The sequence below is a fragment of the Yersinia antarctica genome (assembly GCF_056636475.1).
Window position 1 is genome coordinate 3,433,503 of the sequence record NZ_JBSJQF010000001.1, and the last position, 22,741, is coordinate 3,456,243.

A 22,741-nucleotide genomic window follows, 5' to 3' on the forward strand; every position below is an offset into this window, starting at 1 on the left:
TTGTGTAAAGCAGCCCTCAAAAGTTAAAGGTTAATATCCTCCCGTCGATAAGCATTACTCCATCCAGGTTTTACTAAGGAATAATGATGTCGAATACTATCTCTGCAGCATCCGTGTCAGTGAGCAGCAGTAGCTCTTCTGACAGCAGTGCGGCGGCACAAATTAAATCCATTAATCAGCAGATCCAAAAACTGACCGAAAAATTAAGTACCTTAAAAGATTCCGGTTTGACTGCAGATGAATTACAAAAGCAGCAGCAACAGATTCAGAGTCAAATTGCAGCGCTGCAAGCTGAGCTTGCCCGTATTCAGGCCAAGGAAGCGGATAAAACCAAAGAAGGTGACAACAATGCGGCAACTGCGCCCGCCGGTGATGGAGTAAACCGCCCTTCCGCACAGAACCAGATTGACGTTTATATTTAATAACATTGATATTCGGTTAAACAGTGATAAGGCGATGGCAACATAACGGCTATCGCCCTGTTTTAGAAAGTAAAATCAACCACGCTTGAGGGGTTTTACCAAACCATCCAATCCCTCGATTTTAATGGTCAGCGTCAGCTCCATCAACATACCTAACTTGCCTGGTGGGAATTCCCCTTTGCGGGCGAACCAGAGCAGGTACTCTTCAGGTAAGTCGATTAATACCCGCCCTTGGTATTTACCAAACGGCATCCGGGTATTGGCAATCTCAATCAAATTCTCTTTTTCCATACAGCCCTCTGGCGTTACCACTATTCACCCAGCAGACGAATCATTTCCGCTTCATCAATGACTGTAATCCCAAGCTCCTGCGCTTTCGCCAGTTTTGAGCCAGCCGCCTCACCAGCAATAACCAGATCCGTTTTTTTGGAAACACTGCCACTCACTTTGGCACCTAAAGCAGCCAGACGATCTTTCGCTTCGTCCCGTGAGAGAATGGTCAGTGAACCCGTCAACACCACTGTTTTCCCAGCAAAGGGGCTATCAATCTCTTCGGCAATAATTTGCTGAGGTTCCGGCCAACTGATTACTTTCTCCAGCGCCGCGATCACTTTCTGATTATGTTCTTCGCTGAGGAAATTCCGCACATGCCTGGCCACCACTTCCCCGACATCTGGCACACTTTTTAATGCATCGATATCTGCCGCGCGCAAATTAGTCAGAGTGCGAAAATGAGCCGCTAAATTAGCCGCTGTCGCCTCCCCTACCTCACGAATACCCAAAGCATACAGGAAGCGGGCAAACGTCGTTTGCTTCGCCTTTTCTAGCGCCGCAATCAGATTTTGCGCCGATTTTGGCCCCATCCGATCTAAACCAGTCAGCTTGCCTGCGGTCAGCTCAAATAGATCAGCCGGGTTCTCGACATACTGTTTCTCTACCAGTTGCTCGATAATCTTGTCACCCATCCCGTCCACATCCAACGCCCGGCGCGAGACAAAGTGCTTCAACGCCTCTTTACGCTGCGCTGCGCAGAACAGACCACCGGTGCAGCGGGCAACCGCCTCGCCTTCTACCCGCTCGATATCAGAACCACATACCGGGCAGTGCTCCGGGAAAACTATCTCTTTGGCATCCTGCGGGCGTTGTTCCATCACCACACCAACCACTTGCGGGATCACATCTCCAGCGCGGCGAATAATAACGGTATCACCAATGCGTATACCAAGACGCTCAATTTCATCGGCGTTATGCAGTGTCGCATTACTGACAACCACGCCAGCTACCTGCACTGGTTCCAGACGTGCGACCGGGGTGATAGCACCGGTGCGCCCCACCTGAAACTCCACGTCGCGAACTTGAGTTATCTGTTCCTGCGCCTGAAATTTAAACGCTGTAGCCCAACGGGGCGCGCGTGCTACAAACCCCAATCTTTCTTGCAAGTCGAGTGAATCAACCTTGATAACCACGCCATCAATATCAAACCCCAAACTGGCACGGTCCTGTTCTACCTGACGATAGAAGGCAATGACCTCATCACTACCGGTGCATAACTTCACTCGATTACTGACCGGCAGACCCCAGGCTTTAAATTGCATCAGGCGCTGAATATGACTGCGCGCAAGCTCACCGCCATCGAGTAAACCCACACCATAACAGAAGAACATTAATGGCCGTTTGGCGGTGATGCGGGGGTCGAGCTGACGTAACGATCCGGCAGCAGCATTGCGTGGATTGGCAAAAATTTTACCGCCTTTGCGACGCGCCTCTTCGTTAAGTTGCTCAAAACCCGCTTGTGGCATAAAGACTTCACCGCGAACTTCCACCCGCTGTGGGATATTCTCCCCATGCAGGCGCAGTGGAATGGCACGGATGGTACGCACATTCGCGGTAATATTTTCACCCGTGGTACCGTCACCACGGGTAGCAGCTCTAACTAACTCACCATTCTCATACAATAGGCTGACCGCCAGGCCATCGAGCTTCAGCTCACAGCAGAAGGTCAACGGTTCAGCGGTTTTCAGCCGGTCATGCACCCGTTTGTCAAAAGCCAGGTAGCTCTCTTCATCGAAAACGTTATCAAGAGATAACATCGGCACTTCGTGTCTAACCTGTTCAAATGCATCAAGCGGCGCGGCACCAACCCGCTGTGTCGGTGAATCATGAGTAATCAATTCAGGATGTTGTGCTTCCAGGGAACGTAATTGCTGCATCAAACGGTCATATTCAGCATCAGGGATCTCAGGGGCATCCAACACATGATAAAGATGTTCGTGATGGCGCAATGAGGTTCTTAGTTGATTAATTTGCTGAATTATCGATTCCATGGCTCACCATCAAAGATAAAAAACCCCCGGCATGCGGGGGTTCGGGTTAATTCGATTCATTGCGAGGTAACGTTATCAGGCGCTAGCGTTTGCATCCAGCACTTCACGGATACGCGCCTTATACGTTTCCAGCTTCTGCGGGGTCATCATGCGGCGATCATCATCCAACACTACACCACCGACATCATCAGCAATGCGTTGGGCTGATTGCAGCATTAATTTAAAGTTCTGATTGGCATCACCATAAGACGGCACCATCATAAACATTGAGACACCCGGCGTTGAAAAATCAGACATGGTATCAGGGTCGAAAGAACCTGGTTTTACCATATTCGCCAAACTGAATAATACTGGGCCACTGCCTGCCGGGCTAAGATGACGATGGAAAATACCCATCTCACCAAACTGGAAACCAGACTGAAGAACACTCTGTAGCAGCAACTCGCCGCCAAGAGCGCCACCATGATGCGCAGCAACATGCAGCACCAAAACGGTCTCTTTCAGTTTCTGTGGTTTCACCTCTGCTGCCGGAGCGACAGGCTCTGGTTGTGATTCCACATGTTGTGGTGCCACACGAGGTGCAGGTTCTGCCACATGCTGTGGCTCTGCGTGTCGCGGTTGCGAATACGACTCTTCAACCGATCCAAGCAAAGGATCACGCTGTGATGCATGCGGTGGTTGCTCAGCCGATAGCCCACCCAAAAGAGGGTCGTCATAGTCTGTTGGCACTGAAGCAAAAGGCTTGTGACGAGGTTCCGTCTTGACCTGAGCCGGTTTGGTATCAGTATGCTGAATAACCGGCATGTCTTCGTCGTCGTCATCAATATGACTAAACGAAGGCTTCTCCTGTGGATGAGCAGTGCGGACGCGCACTTCTCCTACCCCTTCATCGAGACTCTCGATCGGGGTTTCAACACGTTCTTGTTTCGGACGTTTAACTGGGCGATCGCGAAAAAGTGAAGAGCGTTCTTTACGGCTGGTCCATAAACCATGCAATAACAACGCTATTATGGCGATCGCGCCAACAACGATTAATATCAGACGCAAATCCTGCATCATTACTATCTCTGTTGTTCCAATACATTGCCACCGCGGCAAACATTCACCCTTTAACTCTATTTGCCAACGAACACAAGTGCAAGTCCGTGCTCAATTTTCTTCGAAGAAAGATGATTATGCTAGATGTTTCGCTCGTTTTTTGCACAATATGTGACTATGCAGTGGGAAATCATACCGATATGATACGTGGGTCAATAGACTTACAGAGAACTGAATGGCATGGCGTATACGCAAAAAGCGGTAAAAAAGGTGAGTGGTGTCCATTATTTCGCCCAAGGATGGCAATTAATTTCCCGTCCGGGTATCCGGCGATTTGTTATTTTGCCCTTACTGGTAAATATTCTGCTGATGGGGGGCGCTTTCTGGTGGTTATTCAACCGTATAGGTGATTGGGTTCCACAATTGATGAGCCATGTTCCCGACTGGTTACAGTGGCTGAGTTATTTGTTGTGGCCAGTAATGGTTATCTCGGTGCTACTGGTATTCAGTTACCTGTTCAGTACCCTGGCCAATATTATTGCAGCCCCCTTTAGCGGCTTGCTGGCTGAGCAACTGGAGGCCAGTCTGACGGGTAAACCACTGCCAGACACCGGTATATGGGGAATAGTTAAAGATTTGCCGCGCATCATGGCGCGCGAGTGGCAAAAACTGGCTTACTACCTGCCCCGGGCATTAGGGCTGCTGCTGCTCTACTTTATCCCTGGCATTGGTCAGACCGTTGCGCCGGTATTGTGGTTCTTATTCAGTGCCTGGATGCTATCAATTCAATATTGCGATTATCCCTTTGATAACCATAAAGTGAGTTTCCAGCAGATGCGCAGTGCATTGCGACAAAATAAAGTCGATAACTTGCAATTTGGTGCACTGGTGAGCTTGTTTACTATGATCCCATTCCTTAATCTGGTGATTCTGCCGGTTGCCGTTTGCGGAGCCACCGCAATGTGGGTAGATCGTTACCGCGACCAGTTTACTCAACCACCTCGTTAATCTCCTTTGGGCGTGCCAGCCACGCCCTTAAAGCTATTGGGATTAAAACTTATTTCCTAATAACATATCGATATACTAATTACTTACTTCCATAGCCATACTGTTAGCGTATGCTTTGAACGTTTCCTACATTTTCATAGAGTTAAAGGACGGGCTATGAGCAAGATATATGAAGACAACTCTTTAACAATCGGCCATACGCCGCTGGTTCGTCTGAACCGTATCGGTAACGGGCGCATTTTGGCGAAGGTTGAATCACGCAATCCAAGTTTCAGCGTTAAATGCCGTATCGGTTCCAATATGATTTGGGATGCCGAAAAGCGCGGCATTCTGACCGCAGGCAAAGAGCTGGTAGAACCTACCAGCGGTAATACCGGCATTGCTTTGGCATTTGTTGCCGCCGCTCGCGGTTATAAATTAACCCTTACCATGCCAGAAACCATGAGCATTGAGCGCCGTAAGCTACTAAAAGCGCTCGGCGCTAATCTGGTCCTGACCGAAGGGGCCAAAGGGATGAAAGGAGCCATTGCTAAAGCGGAAGAGATTCAAGCAACTGACCCTGACCGTTACCTGATTTTGCAGCAATTCAGTAATCCAGCGAATCCGGAAATTCATGAGCAAACCACCGGCCCGGAAATTTGGGAAGATACCGATGGTGAAGTGGACGTCTTTATCGCAGGTGTCGGTACCGGTGGTACCCTGACCGGTGTTAGCCGCTACATTAAAAATACCAAAGGCAAAGCGATTATCACTGTGGCGGTTGAACCGACTGACTCCCCGGTTATCACGCAAGCGTTGGCTGGACAGGAAATCAAACCCGGCCCACATAAAATCCAAGGTATCGGTGCTGGCTTTATTCCCGGCAACCTCGATCTGAGTTTGGTTGACCGCGTAGCGTTGGTAACCAATGATGAAGCTATCTCAATGGCTCGCCGTTTGATGGACGAAGAAGGCATTTTGGCCGGTATTTCTTCCGGTGCAGCAGTTGCGGCAGCAGTCAAACTTTCCGAAGAAGATGGCTTTACTGACAAAACAATTGTGGTTATTCTTCCCTCCTCGGGTGAGCGTTATTTAAGCACAGCATTGTTTGCAGATTTGTTCACTGAGCAAGAGCTGCAACAGTAGTCAGGCTGTCGCACTAAATGCTAAAAAAGCACCCTCATGGGTGCTTTTTTTGTGGCGCACTTCAAAGTTTTTACTACATAAAGATTGATTTTACCCTCTGGGTTTAGTATTTAACCGGTCAATTATTTTGATACGCGAAATTAATCGTATCTTGAGTGAATCTCTGGCTGAATCGATTTAACAATTATGCAATGCGACAAAAAATGTCATCACCGAACGTGGATTGAAGACATAACGCAAAGAGAGCATTATTCTTAGATACGACAGTGTCGATTTTAGACCTGAATTCAGGTTGCATCAGAAACTGTCTTTGTGACTTGCCGGTGGTTGAGGCATAGTCATGCGCAAGTCAGATGGTCTTGTTATACGCGCACCAATACAGGCTAAAGTTTGGGTTCTACACTAAACTTTAGCTCCACAACATAAATCCAATAAGTTGGGGAAATACAATGTTCCAGCAAGAAGTTACTATTACTGCACCAAATGGTCTGCATACCCGCCCGGCTGCCCAGTTCGTAAAAGAAGCAAAAGGCTTTGCGTCTGAAATTACTGTGATCTCTAACGGTAAAAGCGCCAGCGCCAAGAGCCTGTTTAAACTACAAACTCTGGGCCTGACCCAAGGTACTGTTGTTACGATCTCGGCTGTTGGTGAAGATGAGAAGAAAGCTGTTGAGCATCTGGTAAAACTGATGGCTGAGCTTGAGTAATCACGCACGCTTTTTTAGTTAACACCAGTCAAGAGTAAGGTAGGGTTATGATTTCAGGCATTTTAGTATCACCGGGTATCGCTTTTGGTAAAGCACTTTTGCTGAAAGAAGATGAGATTGTCATCAACCGGAAAAAGATCTCTGCTGACCAAGTGGAGCAGGAAGTCGAACGTTTCAAATCTGGGCGGGCCAAAGCGTCTGAGCAGTTAGAAGCGATTAAGACCAAAGCTGAAGCAAGCCTCGGCGAAGAGAAAGCTGCCATCTTCGAAGGGCATATCATGCTGTTGGAAGACGAAGAGCTTGAGCAGGAAATCATAGCCCTCATCAAAGATGAGCATGCCTCTGCTGATGCAGCCGCTTATTCAGTGATTGAAGGGCAGGCAAAAGCCCTGGAAGAACTGGATGACGAATACCTGAAAGAACGTGCGGCTGACGTGCGTGATATCGGTAAACGCCTGCTGAAGAACATTCTCGGTCTGACCATTGTTGATCTGAGTGCCATTCAGGATGAAGTTATTCTGGTTGCCACCGATTTGACGCCATCAGAAACCGCACAGCTTAATCTGGATAAAGTGTTAGGGTTTATCACCGATTTAGGTGGCCGTACCTCTCACACCTCGATTATGGCTCGTTCGTTGGAACTCCCTGCTATCGTCGGCACCTCCGATGTGACCAAACAAGTCCAGAATGGCGACTATTTGATCCTTGATGCAGTAAACAACAAAGTCTATTTAAACCCAACTGCCGATATTATTGAGCAGTTGAAAGCGGTGAATACTCAATACATCACCGAGAAAAATGATCTGGCCAAATTAAAAGACCTGCCTGCTATCACCCTTGATGGCCATCAGGTTGAAGTGGTTGCCAACATCGGTACTGTGCGTGATATCGCCGGTGCTGAACGTAATGGCGCTGAAGGTGTTGGTCTGTATCGTACCGAATTCCTGTTTATGGACCGCGATTCTTTGCCTACAGAAGAAGAGCAGTTCCAGGCATATAAAGCCGTTGCTGAAGCGATGGGCTCTCAGGCTGTTATCGTCCGTACCATGGACATCGGCGGCGATAAAGATTTGCCGTATATGAACCTGCCGAAAGAAGAGAACCCATTCCTGGGCTGGCGCGCTATCCGTATTGCTATGGATCGCAAAGAAATTCTGCACGCACAGCTGCGCGCAATCTTGCGAGCCTCAGCATTTGGCAAATTACGTATTATGTTCCCGATGATTATTTCGGTTGAAGAAGTACGTGAACTGAAAGCAGAACTTGAACTGCTGAAAGGCCAATTACGTGAAGAAAACAAGGCCTTCGATGAAACTATCGAGGTCGGTGTAATGGTTGAAACACCTGCGGCGGCGGTTATCGCTCGCCATTTAGCTAAGGAAGTTGACTTCTTTAGTATTGGGACAAACGATCTAACTCAGTATACTCTGGCAGTAGATCGTGGCAATGAGCTGATTTCTCATCTCTATAATCCAATGTCGCCATCGGTATTGGGCCTGATCAAACAGGTTATTGATGCATCTCACGCTGAAGGTAAGTGGACCGGTATGTGCGGTGAACTTGCTGGTGATGAACGTGCTACACTGTTGCTATTGGGCATGGGGCTGGATGAGTTCAGCATGAGTGCGATTTCGATCCCACGCATCAAGAAAATTATCCGTAATACGAATTTCGAAGATGTGAAGGTGTTGGCAGAGCAGGCATTAGCTCAACCAACAGCGAAGGAATTGATGGATTTGATTACCACATTCATCGAAGAAAAAACACTCTGCTAATTCCACGATACTGGAACGCTGCCCGATATAAATACTTAGGAGAAGATCATGGGTTTGTTCGATAAACTGAAATCACTGGTTTCAGATGACAAAAAAGACAGTGGTACTATTGAAATCGTTGCGCCATTGTCTGGTGAAATCGTCAACATTGAAGATGTTCCTGATGTTGTTTTTGCAGAGAAAATCGTTGGTGATGGTATTGCTATCAAGCCTTCAGGCAATAAAATGGTTGCTCCTGTTGATGGCACCATCGGTAAAATTTTCGAGACTAACCATGCTTTTTCTATCGAATCAGACAGCGGCATTGAGCTGTTCGTCCACTTCGGTATTGACACTGTTGAACTGAAAGGCGAAGGCTTCAAACGCATCGCTGAAGAAGGCCAGCGCGTCAAGAAAGGTGATGTGGTTATTGAGTTCAATCTGGCCCTGCTGGAAGAGAAAGCCAAGTCTACATTGACGCCGGTTGTTATCTCCAACATGGACGAGATCAAAGAACTGATTAAGTTGTCCGGTAGTGTCACCGTTGGTGAAACACCAATTATTCGTATCAAGAAGTAATCTCATACGAATAAAAAAACGGCGCCTAAGGGTGCCGTTTTTGTTTTCTGCTATTACCGTTACTGTCAAACTACTCCACTGCAAGCCAACGTGGGATCCGTAGTGTAATCACCAATCCCCCCTGCTCACCATTGCGTGCTTCAACCTGCCCGCCATGGGCCTGAATCACCTTACGCGTAATGGCCAATCCCAAACCATAACCTTTGCCAGACATCGCCGACTTAACGCGCACAAAGGGGTCAAAAATACTGGATAACTTGCTCTCTTCAACGCCTGGTCCTTGGTCAGCAACCTGAATCTGATAACTCTTATCCACCAATGAAAGTGTCACTTTTACCTGTTGCCCATGAACGGAGAAACGCAGCGCATTGCGGACAATGTTATCAATAGCCCGTCGCATCAATTCAGCATTACCTCTGACGGTGTACTCGATAGGGGGCAACACCTGTAGCAAGATCTCAACGCCCGGCACCTGCGCCTCAAAGCGCGCATCATTTACCACCACTTTGACCAGCTCATGCAAATCGAAATACTCGTCATCGTCAGCAAGATCGTGGTTTTCAGCTCGTGAAAGTGCCAGCAACTCACCAATCATCTTATCCAACCGTTCCGATTCATGCTCAATACGCTGTAATGAGCTTTCAACATTGCCAGGATTCTGGTGCGCTAAGCCAATCGCCAGTTGCAAACGCGCCAGCGGGGAACGCAACTCATGGGACACATCATGCAGTAGTTGTTCCCGCGCACTGACTAGAGCTTCGAGCCGTTCGGCCATTGAGTCAAAGTCACGCGCAACTTCAGTCAGCTCATCATGACGCCGCCGCATTACCGGCAGCAATCGTACCGACAAATCCCCCTGTGCCACCCGTTCAAAACCGGCACGCAACTGGCGCATCGGCCGCGTTAGATTCCAGGCTAATAACGCACTAAAAAACAAACCGCCTAATACGCCCATCCAAATCATAGGGATAGGAATATTCAGTATTTCATGGCGCTTTTCATCGGGGCCACCCTGCTGATTAACGGGTCGCAAGCCATCGATGTCGTAACTGACACGATAGTTTTGTCCATCAGGGCCTTGGGCCCAAGTGGTAACCTCACGACGATAAAACTCAGGTTCACCGCCTTGGGGAATCGATTTCCCGGTAAGCGCCTCTTCAGTCAGCGGTGGCAGCGCCGCCACCGGTAATACAGAAAAATGGGCTTTATCAGCCTCCGACCAGTTAGCTGTCATGGTACTTAGCGCAGGCAAACCACCGGAATGTAATACCGACGCCGCCGAGGCAACCTGTAATTTGGCAATTTGCCGCACCATTTCACGCTCAGGGGGTTCATGGCGATTGCCATAAAAGGAGAACACCAGCCACAGCATCTGGGTCATTAAAATAAAGGTAAACCAAAAACCCAGCAGGATTTTCCAAAACAACCGTCCGCGCATAAGCAATCTCACTCCACCCAAGGCTATTATCTGATGCGATAACCAATACTACGTACCGTTTCAATATTCAGATTGTTCCCCGGCAGGGCTGCAAGTTTTTGACGTATATTGCTGATATGCACATCAACACTTCGGTCATAGGCTTCCCGTGGTCGGCCTAATCCTTTATCGGATAACTCATCTTTGGTAACCACCCGCTCTGGTGAACGCAACAGCAGTTCCAACAAGTTAAATTCCGATGCAGTCAGATCAAACGGTTTACCCTGCCATTCACTGCTGCGCGTTGACGGGTTGAGTGTGAGGTCGCCATGGCTGATGATACTGTCATCGGCTGACGGCACCTCAGGATGTTCATCAAAGCGGCGCAATACTGCGCGCAAGCGGGCGACTAGCTCGCGGGGATAACAGGGTTTAGGCATATAGTCATCTGCCCCCATTTCCAGACCGATAACCCGGTCAATATTATCCCCTTTAGCGGTTAACATAATGATCGGTAAGCGACTTTTTTTACGCACTTGCCGCAAAACATCAATACCACTCATATCAGGCAACATAATATCGAGGATCAAGGCGGTATAGTCTCCAGATAAGGCTGCGGCAATACCCGCTTTACCGGTTAATACCAATTCGGCATTAAAGCCCTCACCGCTCAGGTATTCTCTCAGCATAGTGCCCAGTTCCACATCATCATCGACTAACAAAATCTTCATTTTTAACTCTCCTGCCTGATTTCGGCTATTTTCATGCCTATTTGACTCGCGCGCAGCCGGTTTTACTCAATCCTTACATATTCTTGAATCTCACTTAACTCACACTCATCGGTGTTGGCGGTAAATTATCCCCCTGCATTTGGTTTCACCGTTCTCTTCATTGTGGTTCAAGGATCTTTGATTGATTATGCAACAGGTTACAAGGTCGAAACGACGCTTTATCGGGCTGGCTGTACTGCTGCTGATAGCGGGCGGCGTGCTGCTATTCAGATTGATTTCACCGGCGGATAAACCCGCTTACATCACCGCCGCCGCCGAAACTCGCACTCTGGAACAAACTGTCTTGGCTGATGGCACCATCAAGGCACAAAAACAAGTCACTGTTGGGGCTCAGGTTTCAGGGCAAATCAAAGCGCTCCATGTCACCCTAGGACAGCAGGTTGAGAAAGGCCAGTTAGTGGCTGAAATTGATGACCTGACTCAGCAAAATACCCTGAAAGATGCCGAAGAAGCGCTGAAAAATGTGCTCGCCCAACGAGCGGCGAAAGTGGCAACACAGAAAAACAACCTATTGACCTACCAACGGCAGCAGCAAATTTTGGCCAAAGGTCTCGGCGTACGCGCTGATTTTGATAGCGCCAAAGCCACATTAGAAAGCACTCAGGCGGAAATTACTGCGCTCGATGCCCAGATTGCACAGGCGGAAATTGCCGTCAGTACCGCCAAACTCAATCTTGGGTACACTAAAATCAGCTCACCCATCACAGGTACAGTGGTGGCTATCCCGGTTGAAGAGGGGCAAACCGTCAACGCAGTACAAAGTGCGCCAACGATTATCAAAGTCGCTCAGCTCGACACCATGACGATAGAAGCACAAATTTCTGAGGCTGACGTGGTGAAAGTTAAAGCCGGTATGCCGGTTTACTTCACTATTTTAGGTGAGCCGGAAGAGCGATTCAGTGCCACGCTGCGGGCAATAGAACCGGCGCCTGATTCGATCAACGATGAAACCACCACCACCTCATCCAGCTCAAGTAGCAGCTCCAGCTCCAGTAGCACTGCCATTTATTATAACGGCCTGTTTGATGTTGCTAACCCAAATGGCGCGTTACGAATTTCAATGACCGCGCAGGTCTACATCGTGCTCAACAAAGCCGAGAACGCCATCGTTATCCCCGCAACCGCATTAAACAACGTAAAAGGAAAGTATCAGGTCCAAGTGGTGAGCAACAACGGCAACATCGGTTGGCGTGAAGTGACCGTTGGGCTAAATAACAATGTTGATGCACAGATCCTCTCAGGCCTGCAAGCCGGAGAACAGGTGATCGTCAGCCAAGGCAGCAGTACCACCGCCAACAATAAGGCCCAACGTATGGGGCCACCGATGGGGATGTAACTGATGCCAGACCTCAACCACAGTAAGATCTTACTTCAGCTTGATAATGTCAGCCGTGAATTTATTAATGGCGAACAGACGGTTCAAGTGCTGAAAAATATCAATCTAACTATTTACAGCGGAGAAATGGTGGCGATTGTTGGCGCATCAGGCTCCGGTAAATCAACGCTAATGAATATTCTCGGTTGTCTGGATAAACCCAGCGCAGGCGAATATCTGGTCGCTGGCCGGATCCCACAACATTTGGACCGTGATGCGCTCGCCGAACTGCGCCGTGAACATTTTGGCTTTATCTTTCAGCGCTACCATCTGCTAAATGATTTGAGTGCGCGGGAGAATGTGGAAATTCCGGCAATTTACGCCGGTATCAATCGCGAGGAACGTCAAAAGCGAGCCGCCAGCCTGTTGTCTCGCCTCGGTCTGGCCGAGCGGCTGGATTATCGCCCAAGCCAGCTTTCCGGGGGGCAGCAGCAGCGGGTCAGTATTGCCAGAGCACTAATGAACGGCGGGGAAGTTATTCTGGCCGACGAGCCCACCGGAGCACTTGATACTCACAGTGGTAATGAAGTCTTAAATATCCTGAAAGACTTACACCAGCAAGGCCACACCGTGGTAATTGTCACCCACGATATGTCGATTGCAGAACATGCGCAGCGAATTATTGAATTGAGAGATGGCGAGGTCATTGCTGACCGACAAATGCAGTCGACAAAATCAGTAAGTACAGCAACCGTCGAACAAGAACCAGACATTGCCAGTAAACCACTACTCACCTCGTGGAAAGCGCAGCGCGACCGCCTACAAGAAGCGTTTAAAATGGCAATACTGGCGATGGCCGCACAGCGTTTGCGCACCGTACTGACCATGCTGGGGATTATTATTGGCATTGCCTCGGTGGTATCGGTGGTGGCACTAGGAAAAGGTTCGCAACAACAGGTTTTGGCGAATATCAACGCGATGGGGACCAGCACGCTGGAGATTTTCCCCGGCAAGGATTTTGGTGATATGCGCTCAGCGGCAATCCATACTCTACGGGCGACCGATGCGGATGCCCTGGCACAACAAGGTTATATTCACAGCGTGACACCAACGGTTTCGACCAGCACCACGCTACGTTATGGTAATAAATCGGTCAGTGGCACCGTCAATGGGGTCGGTGAGCAATATTTTCTGGTGCGTGGCTACAATATCAACCAGGGAATGGCCTTTAACCGCGCTAGCGTCGATGGCCTGATGCAAGAGGCAGTCATTGATGAAAACACCCGCGATAAGCTGTTTGCCCAAGGCGAAAACCCCATCGGAAAAGTTATCTTACTTGGCGCTCTGCCCTGCCGCGTGATTGGTGTGGCGGCCAAGAAACAAAGTGGTTTTGGTAGCGACGAGAACCTCAATGTGTGGATCCCCTATACGACGGCGATGAAACGTATGCTCGGCCAATCTTATCTAAAGAGTATTACCGTGCGGGTGAACGATGATATTGACCTGGCGAATGCTGAACAGGGTGTAACAAAATTGCTCACTCAACGTCACGGGACACAGGATTTCTTCGTGATGAATACCGACAGTATCCGTCAAACCATTAAGAAGACCACCTCAACCATGACATTGCTGGTATCAATGATTGCGGTTATTTCTTTGATCGTTGGTGGTATTGGAGTGATGAATATTATGTTGGTATCGGTCACCGAACGTACTAAAGAAATAGGTGTGCGGATGGCGGTTGGTGCCCGTGCCAGCGATATTATGCAGCAGTTTTTGATAGAGGCGGTATTAGTGTGCTTATTGGGCGGTGGCCTTGGCGTAATATTATCGCTAGCAATCGGCCTGATATTCAGTCAGTTCAGTAGTAACTTTTCAATGGTTTATTCAACAACATCCATCATGATGGCCTTTATATGTTCTAGTTTGATTGGGATTATTTTTGGTTTTTTCCCCGCCAAACGGGCCGCCGAGATGGACCCTATCAGGGCTTTAGAGCGGGAGTGAAGATGATTGGGGATATTAGAATCATCATCTATATCCCCTTCAATAGACTAACAATCAATACAATCTCGATATTATTTATCGATAAAATAGAGAAACATAAAAATAACAGCAGCCTATATCAACAACAAAGTAAATCATGACCAACCAGAGCATCAGATATAACTCAATCATAACCGCCATATTATTATAAGACAATTCCCACAAAACAAGATTGTTCTTAATAATAGCAAATTAACTTTATTAAATTTAAGCTAACAGCCTGAAGAACCTTTACACCTCTAATTACCTACGGTAATGTGTGGCTATACATATTAAAATACCAGACCATGCTAGGCCTAGTATTATCTATTTTTTATAATACACGTATAAATATCTCTATCCTTTTGGCGTAGTTATTTTCGTCATATTGGTATTCCACAATCTATTTTTGCTTTCAGCATACTGGGTGCTGTAAATCAGGGGCGGTAGCGTGGACAAACCAGATTAAATTTTTGGACAACAACAGATGGCTCGTAGTGGTTTCGAAGTACAAAAAGCTGCCGTTAACGCTTTGTTTCTAAGGGAAATTAAAACTAGATTTGGCAAGTATCGGCTGGGTTATCTTTGGGCGGCGCTAGAGCCTATGGCTCACATGCTCATGCTACTAGGCATTTTCGGCTACATTATGCAGCGTACCATGCCAGATATTTCCTTCCCGGTTTTTCTGATTAATGGGATTGTTCCCTACTTCGTATTCATTAATATCAGTAACCGGTCGATTGGTGCTATAGAAGCCAACCAAGGCTTATTTAACTATCGCCCGGTAAGGCCGATAGACACCATCATTGCCCGCGCTGTTTTAGAATCATTAATTTATGCGGTAGTTTACATCTTACTGATGGCGATCGTCGGCCTGCTTGGCGAGGAGTTTGAAGTCATTAACCTTATTTCGCTGGTTCTAGTCTGGTTAATGCTAATCATTTTCTCCTGCGGCGTCGGTCTGAGTTTTATGGTGATAGGAAAAACCTTCCCCGAAACCGAGAAGTTTCTACCCATTCTGTTAAAACCGCTCTACTTTATTTCCTGCATTATGTTTCCGCTCCATTCAATTCCAAAGGATTACTGGCCGTACTTACTGTGGAATCCGTTAGTCCATGTCGTTGAGCTATGCCGTGAAGCCGTCGTTCCGGGTTATGTCAGCGAAGGTGCCAACTTATACTATCTGGCCTTCTGTACGTTGGTCAGTCTGTTTGTTGGGCTTGTGTTGTACCGTAACGGTGAAGAGGCGATGCTAACCTCATGATCAGAATTGAAAATCTAACCAAATCTTATCGTACCCCTGCTGGGCGCCATTATGTTTTTAAAAATCTGCATGTCGAGTTCCCTGCTAATAAAAGTGTGGCCTTAATTGGTCGCAATGGTTCAGGTAAATCAACGTTATTACGTGTCATCGGTGGTATCGACCGGCCTGATAGCGGCAAAGTTATTACCGATAAAACGATCTCCTGGCCAGTAGGACTAGCAGGTGGATTTCAGGGGAGTTTGACCGGGCGTGAAAATGTTAAGTTTGTCGCCCGCCTGTATGCAGCAGACCGTGAATTACGAGAGAAAGTAGCCTTTGTTGAAGAGTTCGCCGAGCTTGGCAAATACTTTGATATGCCAATCAAAACCTACTCTTCCGGCATGAAATCCCGCCTGGGTTTTGGCCTGAGTATGGCATTTAAGTTTGATTACTATCTGGTGGACGAAGTCACCGCTGTAGGGGATGCGCGCTTTAAACAAAAATGTGCAGACCTGTTCAAATCCCGCCACCAGGAATCAAGCTTTCTTATGGTTTCCCATAGCCTCGGTTCACTGAAAGAGTTCTGCGATGCAGCGCTATTTATTGGCCGAGATAATCAGGTGAAATATTTCGAGTCAGTAGATGAAGCGATTGCGGTTTATAAAGTGGATGAAGGGATATAGTTTTGTTGCTTTAGTTTTAAGCAAATAAGATAAATTAAAACAACCTGTAAATTTAGCCTCAGGGTTTTGGCTATACTCCCCATTCAGGATACAACTCATAAATGTCATCCGCATGACAATCACGATTTTTAATCGTAGATAATAAAATGAAAAAAATTAAAAAATTCCTTAAAAGTCCTGGGGTATTCTTTCGTGACTATTTTAATAAAAAATACCCTATAATTAGAAATGAAGTTTTTTGTCCAGAAATTGAAGAAGAAATTCTTATCCGTCATGATCTGTCAATGGAAAAATTAATTAATATCGATTTTCCTATAGATGTCGTTTTTACATGGGTCGATGATTCTGACATCGAGTGGCAACAGCGCTATCAAAAATATAAAAGCCTTGCTGACTCAAATACTCTTGGTAAACACGCAACCGATAAGGCCAGATTTAGCAATCATGATGAATTACGATACTCTATTAAAAGTGTAGAACTATACCTACCTTGGGTTCGGCACATTTATATTGTCACAGATAACCAACGCCCTCAATGGCTACAAACTGACGAACGCATAAAAATAGTTGACCATAGCGAAATAATTGAAAGCCACTATCTACCAACCTTTAACTCACATGTCATAGAGGCGTATTTACATAAAATTCCAGGGTTAGCTGAGCATTTTATTTACTTCAACGATGATGTGTTTGTTGCAAGACCATTGCCTGCTGGGCATTTTTTTAAAGGTAATGGTATTGCCTCATTATTTCTCTCCCAAAAAAGCTTAACCAACATGCAAGCCAGGGGAACTGATACTCCCACACTATCAGCCTCGCATAATGCAGTAGAAATTTTTGACAAAGATTTTCAGATAGCAATTGATACACCGCTAGTTCATACCTATGTCCCACTCAGGAAGAGTATTTTCGAAAAAAGTTGGAAGCTTTATGAATATGAAATAAGAAAATTTTTACCCAATAAATTCAGAACAAATAATGATATGAATCTCGCGACTTTCTTCGTCCCTTGGATGTCCTATATTCAAGGTGAGGCCACTCCAGTACGGGATATTTGCTACTATTTTAATATTAGGTCTACCGCTGCAAGAAGTAATTTTAGGGCATTGAAGATTGCTAAAAAAGAGGGGTGTATGCCTCATTCATTTTGTGCTAATGATTTTAATACTCAGAAAGCACCGTTTGCAAACTATAAGTCATTATTAAATACCGAACTTAAATATCATTTTGAATCAGAGAAATAAAATGCTTACCAGAAAGTTTAAAAAATTAATACGCAATCCAAAATTATTCTTCTCGGACATGTTAGTAAAGCGAGAAAATAAAATAAAAAAATAATGCTAAAAAAATATAATGGCACCCATCAATACACTATAATTTCAGCAGTATATAATGTCGGAAGATATCTAGATGAATACTTTAAAAGTATTATTAATCAACACATGGATTTCAAAAAAAGCATTCACATAATTTTAGTCGATGATGGTTCAACTGATAACTCAGCACAAATAATAAAATCCTGGCAAAAAAAATACCCATTAAATATAACTTATATATATAAGGAAAATGGTGGGCAAGCATCTGCACGAAACCTTGGTTTAGATCATGCTAATACAGAATGGGTAACGTTCATTGACCCTGATGATATAATTGATCAAAATTATTTTTCGTCAATTGATATTTTCATTAATAAAAATATCAATAAAAAATTAGATTTAATAGGTTGTAATCTAATATTTTACTTTGATGCTACAAATCAATATAAAGACACTCACCCATTAAAATATAGATTTGCAAAAGAGGAAACGTTAGTTCCAATAAATAACTTAGGAAAACAAATTCAGTTATCTGCAAGTTCTGCTATTTTTAGACTGTCTAATATCAAGGATAACAATATATCGTTTGATGTAGATATAAAACCTAACTATGAAGATGCTCACTTTATAACAAAATATCTTTTTCCTCTAGATTATGGTAATGCAGCATTTTTAAAGAAAGCCAAATACTATTATCGAAAAAGAAGTGATGGTACATCCACTTTAGATAGCTCATGGGAAAAACCAGGGTTATACGATATAGTTTTACGAAAAGGCTGTATCGAGTCAATGCAGCGCTACCTTCAATCAGGGAGGCCTATTCCAGAATCACTACAAATACAGATTTTGTATCATGTTTTTTGGTATCTAAAAAGATTTATAAACCATGAGTCTAAACTCTCATTCTTAGATAATAAAAAAATAGAAGAGTTTGAAAAGAATATTTATGAAATATTCTCAATGATCGATGATAAGGTCATTATACAGTTCGGGCTGGCGGGATGTTGGTTCTATCATAAGGTTGGGATGCTATCATGCTTTAAGAAAAGTGAACCTCCATTCCAAATAGTATATGTAGAATCATATGATAAAATAAAAGGTCTTGTCCAATTACGCTATTTTACAGGTAAACATGAACTTGAACATATAACGATCAATGATGTTGATACTATCCCAGTATTCATAAAGAATATAAAACACACATTTATCTCTAAAGATTTCGTCAACGAAAGAAGATTATGGATTAAATTCGAACCAAAATCAGTTATAAAGGTAAATATTCGTGGTAAATCTGTACGAATAACACTTGCAGGAAAGCAGGAGAAAGATGGCGTCCATGGCGAGGCCATTATTAAACATTTCGATACAATAAAACCAAAATACAAAATATCTGAAAAATATAAAAACTCATGGGTATTGATGGATCGTGACACGCGTGCTGATGATAATGCAGAACACCTATATCATTATATTAAACTTAATCATCCTGATATTAACATATTCTATGTACTAAGAAAAACCTCTGATGATTGGCCGCGCCTTATTCAAGAGGAATTTAATTTACTCGAATTTGGCAGTGAAGAACATAGATCGGCACTAGAAAGTTGTTCAAAAGTAATAAGTTCTCATGCGGATTATTATGTAACTAATTTCCTTGGGCCAAAAATGTTATCCGGTAGACATTTTGTTTTCTTGCAACACGGAGTAATTAAAGATGACCTTTCTGGATGGTTAAATCAAAAAGACAATATAGATTGCTTTATAACTGCATCGAAACCTGAATTTGACTCTATTACTTCTGACAATTCACATTATAAGTTCGGTAAAAAAGAAGTTTTTCTTACCGGATTACCACGACACGATAAGCTATTAAAATCTATTGAAAATAACAAAAAAATATTGATCATGCCTACCTGGCGTTCTTCTATTTCCGGAGAAGCAAATAGAGAAGGCTGTGAACGAAAACTTAATCCTCTTTTTATGGAGTCGTGCTATGCCAAACATTGGTACAGTCTACTTCATTCGCCTGAGTTATATCGAATCTGCTTGAAGTATGGTTATGAAGTTATTTTTTATCCCCATGTAAATATTTTGCCTTACTTAGGTGAATTTAATATACCTAACTTTATAAAAATTGGTGACGACGAAAATATTGGAATACAAAATCTATTTAATAAATCTTCATTATTGGTTACTGATTATTCATCCGTCGCCTTTGATATGGCAGTACAATCTAAAGCGACACTTTACTATCAATTTGACGAAGATGCAGTTTTCCAAGGTTCTCACATATATGCCAAAGGATATTATGATTATCGTAAGGATGGATTTGGCCCAGTAGTCACTAACGAGAATGATTTTTTCTTAGAGTTAAATATTCTTCTTAAAAATTCAGCAAAACCCTCGAAACAAATTAAGAAACGTATCAATGATACATTCCAAAATCGCGATGGGAATAACTGCGAGCGTGTTTTCAACGCTATTGAAGCGCTGGATAAGCCTTTACCAACTGATTTTATAGATGTGGATATATTATTTGAATATGCTACTCATGCAAGTAATAGCAAAAACTGGAATCTTGCGCTTTCTCGCTGGTCATTAGTTTTAAATAGTGGGAATGAGCAGCAAAAAAATGAAGCAACAGTTCAAAAAATAGTTTCACTTAATAACCTTGGAAATATTAATTTAGCGCTGGAAGTAATTAATGAATATTATGGACACGATAAATCCATTTGGCCAGAGCCGGTACTTCGTGAATATGCTTTCATTCAGATGAAACTTCAACAATGGGAACTTTCCGCCGAATGCTGGGCAATGTTACCCAACCGTAGTAATGAAGACACTATTTATTTCCTGCAATCTATTGCAGAGCAATCAAACGCAGCAAAATTTGATCATATTTATAAAAGGCTAAACTTTGGTACTAGCGAAAAACATTCTTTGCTCAGTAAATCTTGGTATTATATCTGTCACGGCGAGTGGTCAAATACTATTGACCTTATAGAAAATAACTCTGTAGATTTTATTAATTGTGATTTTTCAAGATTACAAAGCTATATCATGCTAGCCCGCTGCAATAGAGAAATGGGTAACTATGACATCGCAAGGAAGAAACTTGAGTTAGCATCAAAAATACCAGGTGATAAAATAGCATTAAATTATGAAAATGCGAAAATTTCTTTCTTAGAAGAGAAATGGATTAAAGTAACCCAACAAATTAATAATAAAAATATTGATATAGTCTCTATATCTGATGAACTTATCATCACCTACATAAAAGGATTGCGCTTACAAGGAAATAATTCAGAAGCAGCAGTGGTTCTTGATAAACTCCCAATTAAAACTTTCGATAACCAAGAGTTTTTATTTGAACTAGGAGAAATTAACTACTTATTAAAAAAATGGGATGCTTCTGCTAAAGTCTGGTCAAAATTACTCACTAATTATGATATTGCAAACTACCGTTTAGCACATTCTTATAGAATGTTGGGAATGATAGAAGAAGCAATAACTTTAATCCAAAATTCTAAAAATAGGTTCCCAGACAGTATAGATGAATGGATTTTGAGAGCCGAATTAGCTCAACTTTGTTGCAAATGGGATGAAGCAATTCACTGTTGGTCGTCAATACTTCATTATTACCCTGATAACGCTCCGCAAGACAGTTGGTCAAGGCTTCATAATTCTCAAATGATGCTAATACTCTCAAAAGTTGCTGAGTAAATAAATTTTAGCAGCCCCCCCTAGTAGTTAATTTAATGCTTGTGGTATATCCGCTCACTCTATTTTATTTAATATACACCCTGTAGCATTTTAATATGTGAGTTGCAGACAGTATGAAGTACTATATCTGTCTGTATACTCAGTACGCATATAGCAATCATTGTATTATTGAAAAATCTTATCGGTAGTATTTTAAATTCACCCATAAAATAAGTTAGCAAAACCAAAAAGTTTAAACTATTTATTTCATATTCCCCACCCCCTCATCTTTAATATCTACGCGAGTGCGAATAAACTTATTCCCTTCCAGCACATTGTTATCGGCGTAATCAGCAAAGTACTTACCAGAATTATCTTTGGGGTTATCACCACAATCAAAACCAGAGAGATCTCTGCTTTGGCGGGAAGCTAGCCAAATGCCGACCTGCTCGTCGGTAAAGGTGTTATTGCGGATAATATTATGGTCGCTATGCTGCCAGCGGATAACCGACTTTCCACTACTGTAATGCTCGCCACAGTTCTTATACAAAAACACACCACCCGCACCATTGCCTTCAAATAGATTTCCCTCGATCAGATTATTGGCAGATGAATCCACCGCTAATCCTTCTCGCTTGCCCCGCCCCAGACTCTCATGACCATTATTCACTATACGGTTATTAATAATCCGGTTGTTGCGTGATGAGTGTTCCAGATATATTCCCGACATATAAGACTGCTGAACAGTAGAATTACTGAGAGTGGAGTCAGTCACGTAATCATCAAGATAGATGCCCACTCGCCCACTGCCGGTCACCACTACCGCGTCGATAAGAATCCCCATCGGCGTTCGGTGATAATTAATCTGGTGATCGGTGCTAAGTTGATTAGCCGGAATATTAGAGGTAATACGGATACCACTGCGACTAAAGTTGCGGATATGGCAATTTTTGATGCTGACGTTTTTTAGTGGTTTGCCTTTGCTATTGACCATTATGCCAAAGGGTAGATTATTGTCCCCTTCCAACGTCGCCCCTTGACAGTCGAGATGAGTATTGCTGTGCGATATCAGTAGGGATTGACGATAAATACAGTGCGGCTGCAAGCTGATATTCCCCTGTAACGCGGTGGCATCAGGCAAATAGCATGTCAGTTGAGCAGCTTGTAGCGATAATGTGTATGAAGTGGCTGTGGCTAATACTAACCAGAGGTGGCAGCGCAACAATAATCGGAAAATGGTTACAGCAGTATTATCTGTATTATTTATCGGCATCAGCAATAATCATTTCTCC

The 22,741-nt window shown here is 44.2% G+C and carries 18 protein-coding genes; 12 read left to right on the forward strand and 6 right to left on the reverse strand.

Translation table 11 applies throughout. The annotated features are described in order from the left end of the window. Nucleotides 1–86 precede the first annotated feature (86 nt). Nucleotides 87–422 carry a FlxA-like family protein gene (locus ACWJJO_RS15995; RefSeq protein WP_083163444.1) on the forward strand — a complete coding sequence of 112 codons (336 nt, stop codon included), beginning with the start codon at nucleotides 87–89 and terminating at the stop codon, nucleotides 420–422. 75 nt (nucleotides 423–497) lie between these two features. On the opposite strand, the gene ACWJJO_RS16000 is transcribed toward ACWJJO_RS15995, so the two are convergent. The 3 genes from ACWJJO_RS16000 to zipA form a co-directional block, all read right to left on the reverse strand. Next, a complete protein-coding gene (locus tag ACWJJO_RS16000; RefSeq protein ID WP_005183737.1) occupies nucleotides 498–713 on the reverse strand; it encodes a DUF3820 family protein in 216 nt (71 codons plus the stop codon). Nucleotides 714–733: 20 nt separating this feature from the next. Continuing rightward, nucleotides 734–2,746, reverse strand: a complete 2,013-nt coding sequence (gene ligA / locus ACWJJO_RS16005) for an NAD-dependent DNA ligase LigA (RefSeq protein ID WP_420073423.1) — start codon at nucleotides 2,744–2,746, stop codon at nucleotides 734–736. Nucleotides 2,747–2,821: 75 nt separating this feature from the next. Then, nucleotides 2,822–3,805, reverse strand: a complete 984-nt coding sequence (gene zipA, locus ACWJJO_RS16010; protein WP_102970550.1) for a cell division protein ZipA — start codon at nucleotides 3,803–3,805, stop codon at nucleotides 2,822–2,824. Between the two features lie 219 nt (nucleotides 3,806–4,024). Here zipA and cysZ point away from each other — a divergent pair, with 219 nt between their 5' ends. The 5 genes from cysZ (at nucleotide 4,025) to crr (ending at nucleotide 8,957) form a co-directional block, all read left to right on the forward strand. Further along, nucleotides 4,025–4,792 (forward strand): sulfate transporter CysZ, encoded by a 768-nt coding sequence (cysZ, locus tag ACWJJO_RS16015; RefSeq protein WP_372559579.1) that lies wholly within the window; start codon nucleotides 4,025–4,027, stop codon nucleotides 4,790–4,792. Nucleotides 4,793–4,948: 156 nt separating this feature from the next. After that, nucleotides 4,949–5,917 (forward strand): cysteine synthase A, encoded by a 969-nt coding sequence (cysK, locus tag ACWJJO_RS16020; protein WP_083163436.1) that lies wholly within the window; start codon nucleotides 4,949–4,951, stop codon nucleotides 5,915–5,917. Between the two features lie 449 nt (nucleotides 5,918–6,366). Further along, nucleotides 6,367–6,624, forward strand: coding sequence for a phosphocarrier protein Hpr (ptsH, locus tag ACWJJO_RS16025; RefSeq protein WP_083163435.1), 258 nt, complete (start codon nucleotides 6,367–6,369; stop codon nucleotides 6,622–6,624). 47 nt (nucleotides 6,625–6,671) lie between these two features. Beyond that, nucleotides 6,672–8,399 carry a phosphoenolpyruvate-protein phosphotransferase PtsI gene (gene ptsI / locus ACWJJO_RS16030; protein WP_372559580.1) on the forward strand — a complete coding sequence of 576 codons (1,728 nt, stop codon included), beginning with the start codon at nucleotides 6,672–6,674 and terminating at the stop codon, nucleotides 8,397–8,399. A gap of 48 nt (nucleotides 8,400–8,447) precedes the next feature. Further along, nucleotides 8,448–8,957 (forward strand): PTS glucose transporter subunit IIA, encoded by a 510-nt coding sequence (crr, locus tag ACWJJO_RS16035; protein WP_004392561.1) that lies wholly within the window; start codon nucleotides 8,448–8,450, stop codon nucleotides 8,955–8,957. A 70-nt stretch (nucleotides 8,958–9,027) separates the two neighbouring features. On the opposite strand, the gene ACWJJO_RS16040 is transcribed toward crr, so the two are convergent. Then, a complete protein-coding gene (locus tag ACWJJO_RS16040) occupies nucleotides 9,028–10,395 on the reverse strand; it encodes an ATP-binding protein (protein ID WP_083163430.1) in 1,368 nt (455 codons plus the stop codon). A gap of 26 nt (nucleotides 10,396–10,421) precedes the next feature. Beyond that, on the reverse strand, nucleotides 10,422–11,105 hold the full coding sequence (locus ACWJJO_RS16045; RefSeq protein WP_083163427.1) for a response regulator transcription factor: 684 nt from the start codon (nucleotides 11,103–11,105) through the stop codon (nucleotides 10,422–10,424). Between the two features lie 187 nt (nucleotides 11,106–11,292). On the opposite strand from ACWJJO_RS16045, the gene ACWJJO_RS16050 reads away from it, so the two are divergent. The 6 genes from ACWJJO_RS16050 (at nucleotide 11,293) to ACWJJO_RS16075 (ending at nucleotide 21,470) form a co-directional block, all read left to right on the forward strand. Then, nucleotides 11,293–12,501 carry an efflux RND transporter periplasmic adaptor subunit gene (locus ACWJJO_RS16050; RefSeq protein WP_083163425.1) on the forward strand — a complete coding sequence of 403 codons (1,209 nt, stop codon included), beginning with the start codon at nucleotides 11,293–11,295 and terminating at the stop codon, nucleotides 12,499–12,501. 3 nt (nucleotides 12,502–12,504) lie between these two features. Further along, the gene (locus ACWJJO_RS16055; protein WP_083163422.1) at nucleotides 12,505–14,487 is read left to right on the forward strand and encodes a MacB family efflux pump subunit; all 1,983 of its coding nucleotides are present in this window, start codon (nucleotides 12,505–12,507) and stop codon (nucleotides 14,485–14,487) included. 505 nt (nucleotides 14,488–14,992) lie between these two features. Then, entirely contained in the window at nucleotides 14,993–15,769 is a 777-nt protein-coding gene (locus tag ACWJJO_RS16060; RefSeq protein ID WP_083163420.1) for an ABC transporter permease, read from the forward strand. After that, nucleotides 15,766–16,431: an ABC transporter ATP-binding protein gene (locus ACWJJO_RS16065; protein WP_481091239.1), complete on the forward strand. Its 666-nt coding sequence runs from the start codon at nucleotides 15,766–15,768 to the stop codon at nucleotides 16,429–16,431. The genes ACWJJO_RS16060 and ACWJJO_RS16065 overlap by 4 nt, the downstream gene beginning before the upstream one ends. A 146-nt stretch (nucleotides 16,432–16,577) precedes the next feature. Continuing rightward, nucleotides 16,578–17,675, forward strand: coding sequence for a stealth family protein (locus tag ACWJJO_RS16070; protein WP_481091240.1), 1,098 nt, complete (start codon nucleotides 16,578–16,580; stop codon nucleotides 17,673–17,675). A gap of 93 nt (nucleotides 17,676–17,768) precedes the next feature. Continuing rightward, a complete protein-coding gene (locus ACWJJO_RS16075) occupies nucleotides 17,769–21,470 on the forward strand; it encodes a CDP-glycerol glycerophosphotransferase family protein (protein ID WP_481091241.1) in 3,702 nt (1,233 codons plus the stop codon). Nucleotides 21,471–21,711: 241 nt separating this feature from the next. Here the strand turns inward: ACWJJO_RS16075 and ACWJJO_RS16080 are convergent, their stop codons facing one another. Beyond that, complete coding sequence (locus tag ACWJJO_RS16080; RefSeq protein ID WP_481091242.1) at nucleotides 21,712–22,722, reverse strand: right-handed parallel beta-helix repeat-containing protein; 1,011 nt, start codon at nucleotides 22,720–22,722, stop codon at nucleotides 21,712–21,714. Nucleotides 22,723–22,741 lie beyond the last annotated feature (19 nt).

Bases quoted from the DNA above. Each gene is read 5' to 3' on its own strand.
- ACWJJO_RS16000 (WP_005183737.1), bottom strand. From the start codon at position 713: ATGGAAAAAGAGAATTTGATTGAGATTGCCAATACCCGGATGCCGTTT.
- ACWJJO_RS16075 (WP_481091241.1), top strand. From the start codon at position 17,769: ATGCTAAAAAAATATAATGGCACCCATCAATACACTATAATTTCAGCA.
- cysZ (WP_372559579.1), top strand. From the start codon at position 4,025: ATGGCGTATACGCAAAAAGCGGTAAAAAAGGTGAGTGGTGTCCATTAT.
- crr (WP_004392561.1), top strand. From the start codon at position 8,448: ATGGGTTTGTTCGATAAACTGAAATCACTGGTTTCAGATGACAAAAAA.
- ACWJJO_RS15995 (WP_083163444.1), top strand. From the start codon at position 87: ATGTCGAATACTATCTCTGCAGCATCCGTGTCAGTGAGCAGCAGTAGC.
- ACWJJO_RS16040 (WP_083163430.1), bottom strand. From the start codon at position 10,395: ATGCGCGGACGGTTGTTTTGGAAAATCCTGCTGGGTTTTTGGTTTACC.
- ACWJJO_RS16070 (WP_481091240.1), top strand. From the start codon at position 16,578: ATGAAAAAAATTAAAAAATTCCTTAAAAGTCCTGGGGTATTCTTTCGT.
- ACWJJO_RS16055 (WP_083163422.1), top strand. From the start codon at position 12,505: ATGCCAGACCTCAACCACAGTAAGATCTTACTTCAGCTTGATAATGTC.
- zipA (WP_102970550.1), bottom strand. From the start codon at position 3,805: ATGATGCAGGATTTGCGTCTGATATTAATCGTTGTTGGCGCGATCGCC.
- ACWJJO_RS16080 (WP_481091242.1), bottom strand. From the start codon at position 22,722: ATGCCGATAAATAATACAGATAATACTGCTGTAACCATTTTCCGATTA.
- ACWJJO_RS16045 (WP_083163427.1), bottom strand. From the start codon at position 11,105: ATGAAGATTTTGTTAGTCGATGATGATGTGGAACTGGGCACTATGCTG.
- ptsH (WP_083163435.1), top strand. From the start codon at position 6,367: ATGTTCCAGCAAGAAGTTACTATTACTGCACCAAATGGTCTGCATACC.
- ACWJJO_RS16065 (WP_481091239.1), top strand. From the start codon at position 15,766: ATGATCAGAATTGAAAATCTAACCAAATCTTATCGTACCCCTGCTGGG.
- ACWJJO_RS16050 (WP_083163425.1), top strand. From the start codon at position 11,293: ATGCAACAGGTTACAAGGTCGAAACGACGCTTTATCGGGCTGGCTGTA.
- ligA (WP_420073423.1), bottom strand. From the start codon at position 2,746: ATGGAATCGATAATTCAGCAAATTAATCAACTAAGAACCTCATTGCGC.
- ACWJJO_RS16060 (WP_083163420.1), top strand. From the start codon at position 14,993: ATGGCTCGTAGTGGTTTCGAAGTACAAAAAGCTGCCGTTAACGCTTTG.
- cysK (WP_083163436.1), top strand. From the start codon at position 4,949: ATGAGCAAGATATATGAAGACAACTCTTTAACAATCGGCCATACGCCG.
- ptsI (WP_372559580.1), top strand. From the start codon at position 6,672: ATGATTTCAGGCATTTTAGTATCACCGGGTATCGCTTTTGGTAAAGCA.